The 5,200-nt window shown below is 66.7% G+C and carries 7 protein-coding genes; 2 read left to right on the plus strand and 5 right to left on the minus strand.

Annotated features, from left to right (window positions below):
- From JNK99_RS02680 to JNK99_RS02700, 5 genes are all read right to left on the minus strand, one after another.
- Nucleotides 1–827 (minus strand): NAD(P)-binding domain-containing protein (locus tag JNK99_RS02680; protein WP_291848231.1); only part of this gene is annotated, 827 nt, incomplete at its 3' end.
- 79 nt (nucleotides 828–906) lie between these two features.
- A complete protein-coding gene (locus tag JNK99_RS02685; protein WP_291848234.1) occupies nucleotides 907–1,320 on the minus strand; it encodes a secondary thiamine-phosphate synthase enzyme YjbQ in 414 nt (137 codons plus the stop codon).
- 21 nt (nucleotides 1,321–1,341) lie between these two features.
- The gene (locus JNK99_RS02690; protein WP_291848237.1) at nucleotides 1,342–1,881 is read right to left on the minus strand and encodes a DUF924 family protein; all 540 of its coding nucleotides are present in this window, start codon (nucleotides 1,879–1,881) and stop codon (nucleotides 1,342–1,344) included.
- Nucleotides 1,882–1,934: 53 nt separating this feature from the next.
- Complete coding sequence (gene arfB / locus JNK99_RS02695; RefSeq protein WP_291848241.1) at nucleotides 1,935–2,351, minus strand: alternative ribosome rescue aminoacyl-tRNA hydrolase ArfB; 417 nt, start codon at nucleotides 2,349–2,351, stop codon at nucleotides 1,935–1,937.
- 7 nt (nucleotides 2,352–2,358) lie between these two features.
- Complete coding sequence (locus JNK99_RS02700; RefSeq protein WP_291848244.1) at nucleotides 2,359–2,937, minus strand: DUF1415 domain-containing protein; 579 nt, start codon at nucleotides 2,935–2,937, stop codon at nucleotides 2,359–2,361.
- 186 nt (nucleotides 2,938–3,123) lie between these two features.
- Here JNK99_RS02700 and JNK99_RS02705 point away from each other — a divergent pair, with 186 nt between their 5' ends.
- Both JNK99_RS02705 and JNK99_RS02710 read left to right on the plus strand, forming a co-directional pair.
- Complete coding sequence (locus tag JNK99_RS02705) at nucleotides 3,124–4,257, plus strand: NAD(P)/FAD-dependent oxidoreductase (protein WP_291848247.1); 1,134 nt, start codon at nucleotides 3,124–3,126, stop codon at nucleotides 4,255–4,257.
- Between the two features lie 3 nt (nucleotides 4,258–4,260).
- The gene (locus JNK99_RS02710) at nucleotides 4,261–4,770 is read left to right on the plus strand and encodes a putative toxin-antitoxin system toxin component, PIN family (RefSeq protein WP_291848250.1); all 510 of its coding nucleotides are present in this window, start codon (nucleotides 4,261–4,263) and stop codon (nucleotides 4,768–4,770) included.
- Nucleotides 4,771–5,200: the final 430 nt, after the last annotated feature.

Here is a 5,200-nt window from a genome sequence, read left to right on the forward strand (position 1 = left end):
TCCTCCTCGCCCAGCCCCGAGCCGACCATCGCGTTGTACATCTGGGCGGTTGCCGCCGATACCGGCAGACAGAGGCCCAGTTCGTGGGCGCTCTGCATGACGATATTCATGTCCTTCTGATGCATCCACGACTTGAAGCCGGGCTTGAAGTTACGGTCGAGCATGCGCTGGCCGTGGTTTTCGAGAATCTTCGAATAGGCGAAGCCGCCGAGCAGCGCCTCGCGTACCCTGGCCGGATCGACGCCGCTGCGGGCGGCAAAGTTGAGCGCTTCGGCAACGGTCAGCACGCCGACCCCGGTGACGATCTGGTTGGCCGCCTTGGCCACCTGCCCGGCACCCGAATCGCCGATATGCACGATGTTCCGCCCCATGCATTCGAAAGCCGGACGCGTTGCCGCGAAAGCGGCCACACTGCCGCCGACCATGATCGACAGGGTGCCGGCGACCGCGCCCACCTCGCCGCCCGAAACCGGAGCATCAAGAAAGTCGATGCCATGCTCCCCCAGGCGCCCAGCGATGTGGCGTGCCGCTGCCGGCCGAATGGTGCTCATGTCCACCGCCACCAGGCCTGTCCGGGCGGCCTGGACCACCCCCTGCCCTCCGAGCATCACCTGCTCGACGTCGGGCGCGTCGGCAACCATCGAGATGACCACATCGACTGCCTCGGCCACTGCGGCAGGATGCGCGGCAGCGCAGGCGCCCGCCGCGAGCAGCGGCTGCATCGACTCGGCGCGGCGCGCCCAGACGGTGAGCTGATGACCACCCCGCATGAGGTTGAGTGCCATCGGGCGCCCCATGATTCCCAGACCGATGAATCCGACTTTCATTGCACTTCCTTCCGTGACGAGCGAGCGAACGGCTCAGTCTACCAAGATCCGGCAGCGCCCGGTGCAGCGGCCGGCTCGTTCAGCCGATGACGGTCACCACGATGCGTCGCCGATGCGCCATCGTCCGATGCTCCCAGAGGTAGATCCCCTGCCAGGTTCCAAGACGCAGTTCGCCATGGCCCACCGGCACGGTCACCGCCGCGCCGGCCACAATGTTGCGCCCGTGCGCCGCCATGTCGTCGTCTCCCTCGTTGTCGTGCAGGTAGGCGGCATCACCGTCGGGCGCCCAGCGCGCGGCCAGTGTCTCGAGATCGCGCCGAACCGAGGGATCGGCGTTCTCGGTCAACACCACCGAGCAACTCGTATGCTGAACAAAGACGTGCGCAATACCGGTCACCACGCCGGCGGCACGCACGATGCGCGCCACTTCGGCGGTGATCTCGATCGTCCCGCGACCGCGGCTGTGGATGTCGAAGCTCTGTTGGCAAGTCATCGGGTGCTCCTTTCGATGCGTCTAGAAGGCGGATCCTGGTGTCTTGAGAAATTCGAGCTCGTCGGCGGTCGGCTGACGCCCGAGCACTGCGTTGCGGTGCGGATAACGTCCGAAGCGTTCGATGATTGCCTGGTGACGCAACTCGAACTCGAGGTTCGCCTCAAGACCCGGCGCCGCGAACAGCCTGACCGCCAGCGTGTGGATCAGCGCTGACTCGCTGTGCATGTAGGGCAGATAGAGGAAAGCGCGCCGGTTCGGCTCCAGTACGCCGTCCAGCCCGGCAGCGACCGCCTCCTGGGCGAGCACCAGGGCCATTCCGTCGGCCGCGAAGGCGGCGGCACGATCACGATGGATGTTGCGCGAAAACTGGTCGAGCACGATCACCTCGGCCAGCCGGCCGTCGGCGCCGTCGCGCCAGGCGTACAGCTCGCCGCGCAGCGCCGCGGCGTGCAGGCGGCCAAAGCGAACCTCGACCTGGCGGTCGAAGTCGGGCGATTTCGCCCACCATTGTGCCGGACGCGTTTCCTCGAACCAGAACTGCAGAACCTCAGCCGCGCTCATCGTGTTCTCCTTGCTATACCGACCTGGTCGTTCGCCAGGGGTCGGTCGGTGGTCTATTCCTCGTCGACCCGGGCGCGCAGCAGCTTGACCGCGCCGCGTTTGAGCTTGCTGGCGACCCTGCGGACCTGCGAACCGCGGGTTGGTTGCGTTGCCCGCCGCGCAGCCGGCGTGAAGGCCGCCTCGGCGATCAGCCCGCGCAGGCGGCACAGGGCGTCCTCGCGGTTACGTTGCAGGCTGCGATGCGCTTGTGCCTTGATGATCACCACCCCTTCCGCATTGATCCGCTGGTCGCGCCTCTGCAGCAGGCGTTGCTTGACTTCGTCGGGTAGCGACGAGGCGGCAATCGCGAAGCGCAGATGAACCGCGTTCGACACCTTGTTGACGTTCTGGCCGCCGGCACCCTGCGCGCGGATGGCGATGAGCTCGACTTCGTCCTCGCGCAACTCGATTCTCGTCACCGGCGTCGCCATCGAACGTCTATTCCTGGCCGTCCGACGGCGCGCCAACACCGAGTTCCCGCCAGCCGTCGGCACCCAGTTCGCGCAGGGTCTGCAGATTGCGCTGATAGATCGCCGCCGCCTCGGGAAACGCCGCCACGGCGCGGTCGAGGCTGGCTTCGCGGAGCAGGTGCAGGGTCGGAAACGGCGAGCGGTTGGTACAGTTGGTGATGTCGTCCGGTGCGCTGTCGGCGAACACGTAAGCCGGGTGGAAGCTGGCCACCTGCAACACCCCATGCAGCCGCCGGGTTTGCAGGACCACCTCGACGAGATCGAGGAAACGTACGAAATCGTCGAAATTCGTCAGCACCCAGGGATGGATCAGCAGCGTCGTATCGACCTCCTCCGGCAGGGCCTCGCGCAGCATCAACAACTCGCGCTCGAGGTCGTCGAGCAGATCCAGTTCATCGCGCGCCGCACTCACCACGCAACGCACCTGCCCCTTGACATGTACGGCTTTGGCAAAGGGACAGAGGTTGAGACCGATCACGGCTTTTTCCAGCCAGTGGCGGGTGGTGGCGATGACTTGTTCGTGGGTCGGCAAGGGACTGCTGGTCATGCTCCGGCGCTCCGCTGAGTCCTGCTCCGTCGGTCCGGCAGGAATGATCGACAGTGTAACCCCTGAGCGTCCACTCTGCCTTGCTGCGGCGGCGGGTCGGCGGGTCAGCGTCTCCGATACGTCTCCCGAGCGTTGCTCCGGCGGTGAAGGCATTAGAATCCAGGATTTGTTTCTGCGGGACAGCCGATGGAAAGCGTCGGTGCGGCGGTGATCGGAGCGGGTGTGCTTGGCCTCGCCTGCGCCCGGGCACTCGCTCAGCGGGGCATCGAGACGGTGATTCTCGAGCGCAACGACCGTTTTGGCAGCGAAACCAGTTCGCGCAACAGCGAGGTGATCCACGCCGGGCTCTACTACCCGAGTGCTTCGCTCAAGGCGACCCTGTGCGTTGCCGGTCGGCGGCAGCTCTATGACTTTTGCCGCACCCATGGCGTCGGCCACCGGCGTTGCGGCAAGCTGATCGTCGCCACCTCGACCGCCCAGCAGGCGCGACTTCTCGCGTTGCAGCAGCAGGGCCAGGCCAATGGGGTCGACGATCTGCGCTGGCTGAGCGCCGCCGAGGCACGCGCCCTCGAGCCCGAGCTGGCCTGCACTGCCGCTCTGCTCTCGCCCTCCACCGGCATCATCGACAGCCACGGCCTGATGCTTGCCCTGCTCGGCGATGCCGAACGCGCCGGCGCCTGGCTCGTACTGCGCAGCCCTCTGCATGGCGGCTTGATCGAGTCCGGCGCCATCCTGCTCGACAGTGGCGGGGCGGAGAGTCTGCGCTTCCGCGCCACACGGGTCATCAATGCCGCCGGTCCGTGGGCGCCGGCCGTCGCGGCTTCGCTGGCCGGCTTTCCGGCAGCCTGGCTACCGGCGGCGCATTTTGCCAAGGGCAATTACTATGCGCTGGCGGCGCGCGCTCCCTTCTCCCGGCTGATCTACCCGCTGCCGGAAGCCGCCGGCCTCGGCGTGCATCTGACGCTCGATCTCGCCGGCCAGGCGCGTTTCGGACCCGATGTCGAGTGGCTGCCGGCTGCCTCCCCAGGGCAACCGGTCGAGGCTTTCGACTACCGGGTGGATCCGGGGCGTTGCGACGCCTTTGTCGCCGAGATCCGCCGCTATTGGCCGGGACTGCCAGCCGGCGCACTGCTCCCCGCCTACGCGGGTGTCCGGCCGAAAATCGGCGACCAGTCGGAGCCGGCCGCCGACTTCCTCATCCAGGGACCGGCGCAGCATGGCATTGCCGGCCTGGTCAACCTGTTCGGTATCGAGTCGCCGGGACTGACCGCCTGCCTGGCAATCGCCGACCGCGTCGCCGCCGAACTAGAACTGGGCTGAGCCATGCGTGCCGTGCTCGATACCAACATCGTCATCGACCTGCTGCACTTCGCCGATCCACCGACGCAGGGTCTCCGACGGGCCATCGCAAGCGGCGTCGTGCTCTGCTTCACCGATCGCGACTGCCTGGCGGAGCTGCAACGGGTGAGCGCCTACCGGCAGTTCCAGCTCGACCCCGCTGCGCAGCGGGCGCTGCTTGACGGCTACCGCCGCATCGTCTTGGACTGCGATGCAGCGGACCCGGAGAGCACGGCAAGTCCGGATGACTGCGTACTACCCCGCTGCCGCGACGTGGACGACCAGAAGTTCCTGATTCTTGCCCTGCGCTGTCGCGCCGACCTGCTGATCACCCGTGACCGCCAGCTCCTGCGGCTGAGTGGGCGCCGCTGCTCGTCCCTACCCTACCGCATCGTCAACACATCGGAGGCGAGCAGGCTGATCGACGAACAGCAGCTTGGCGCATGCAAGGTCTTGCCCATGAGCATCGTCAGTCAGTTCCAGGAGCTGCTTTGATATGGTCGGTCGGTTCGATGACGGGCTGCAAGCAAGCGTAACAGAGTCGCTTGGCTTGTGCCCCCGACTCATCGGAAACAACCCGCAAGAGGCTGACGAGCCGTGTGCGATTGGCATTGGCGGGTGACTCCTTGCGGTCGGTCGAGTTGCCGGCATGGTCAAGAGCAGCGATCGTGATCCGAATCAAGGGCGCCAGTTCGCCCCTCCTGGCTTGAAGGTCGCCCTGCCGACCGGCCAAAGCGCAAAGCTGTCCTGCCGACACGCCTCCCCGCGCCCCCCGCGCCCCCCGCGCCCCCTCAAGTCACCAGAAAGTCCAGGTTGCTCACCCCCACCCCGCCGCTCAGCGTCGCGAACGGCACCGGCGCCTGGGCGGTGCCGCTCCCGTCCGCATCGTAGAACAGCGCCCCGCTCGTCGTGTTGTAGAGCACAT

The organism is Accumulibacter sp., from assembly GCF_016789985.1.
Classification (GTDB): Bacteria; Pseudomonadota; Gammaproteobacteria; order Burkholderiales; family Rhodocyclaceae; genus Accumulibacter.